The following is a 1,602-nucleotide window of genomic DNA, read 5'->3' on the forward strand; positions in this document are numbered from 1 at the left end:
TCGATAGCTTAATATTTTTATCACAGATGGGTCATACTCCTATCAGCAGTCGGCAATATGTTGTTTAACAGTATTTACGCTGCAATTCTATTTCAAGTCTTGTAAGGTAAAGGTATAATGCTGCACACTGTCCATGAACAATCTGGAATTGCAAATTTCGAACAGCAGTCATTATACCAGTTTATGATTACCTCCTGTGATGTTAAAAAGACTTTTAATTTTGTGTCATCAGCCCCAAGAGGAAGCAGGCTCTGCCGGAGGGCAACCTGCCAGCAATAAGGCTGATGGCGACGATTGTCGAAGCGGCTTGAGGTAAAATGCTTCAAGCCGTTCTTTTTGATCAATCAGAGCCTTATATGGCTAAAAAAACTCATCGGCTATGGGATTTCCAGTATTACTGGCCAATGACTACTCCCTTTTGATAAAGTGTTGCATTTAACTGTATAGCTCTTATTCTCCGTACCAACTTTCTGGCAATGCGAACAATTGCCTGGGTCCCTTTCATTCTTTTTATGAGTTGTTGATAGGTTTCCAGCATTGCGGGATCGGTGCGGATGGCCTGCCAGGCAGCTTGAATTAAATTAACCCGTAGCTGATTGTGCCGCCGGGAACTGATGCCCCGGTCATGTTGCGTCTCGCCAGAACTGTTAGTATCCGGACAGAACCCCACATAAGCGTTTAATCGGTCAATATTTTCAAAGCGACGCACATCTCCAATTTCCAACAACCATAATATCGCTATCGTACGGCCTATGCCTGGCACACTCATTAATAGTTTTATGCTGTTATTGTATTTTTCACTATTCATCAACCCTCTGAGTTTTCGTTCTACTTCTAATAATAATTGACGCAAAAATTTTACCTGTTCCAACATAAACAATAAAGTATCTTTTAATACGGTATCTTTTTGCGCTTCCTGTTCTATCCAGTTTAGAAAATTCCGGCTCCAACGGGCTTTCCCAAATTGTTTGGGAATTTCTATACCCTGATATTTGAGTAAGCTTTTAAGCCGGTTCCTGCTCCTGGTTAGATCTCTGGTCAACTTGCAGCGATAACGAACCAGGTTACGTTGTTTCTGGAGATTTTCATCTGGTATATAGATACCCTGCAATAGACCAGCTGCATGATAACGCGCCAATTTTACAGCATCTACTTTGTCGGTTTTTCTCTTTCGTTCTTTGTCGCTACCCGATACATCGGCCGCGTGAACGACAATACATTCCATTCCCCTGGCAGCAAGTTGACGTTGGAGTTCAAATCCCCAGGCACAACTTTCATATACGCATTTAAAGATTGCCCCCGGAAACTTCTTTTGTAAATGGTTAACTACATTTTCAACCTTCCCTTCCATTCGGTGATTTCCCAGTACAATAGTTTCATTTACAGAGGCTATCTGCCAGTCTTTCAGATGGACATCTATCCCTACATGAATAGTTCTACCCGTATAATCAATTGTCTTGCTACTTTTGTTATGGGTTTCGGTAGCACATGAAGTTTGCTGTTTCATAAAATTTAATTTTTATGCAAAGTTCTTCATTGCAGCCTGATGTATTTCTGGACTGCTGTTGCGCCGAAACCTTTTACATATAGACTGTCCAGTTG

1 protein-coding gene is annotated in these 1,602 nt (G+C 41.4%); it reads right to left on the reverse strand.

The annotated features are described in order from the left end of the window. Window positions 1–394: 394 nt before the first annotated feature. Window positions 395–1,507: an IS110 family RNA-guided transposase gene (locus AC59IL_RS38865; protein ID WP_496557657.1), complete on the reverse strand. Its 1,113-nt coding sequence runs from the start codon at window positions 1,505–1,507 to the stop codon at window positions 395–397. Between the last annotated feature and the right edge of the window lie 95 nt (window positions 1,508–1,602).

It is taken from the genome of Niastella sp. sgz303648 (assembly GCF_059587045.1).

What these genes read in the sequence shown, in the direction of transcription:
- AC59IL_RS38865 (WP_496557657.1), bottom strand. Translation starts at nt 1,507, where the DNA reads ATGAAACAGCAAACTTCATGTGCTACCGAAACCCATAACAAAAGTAGC.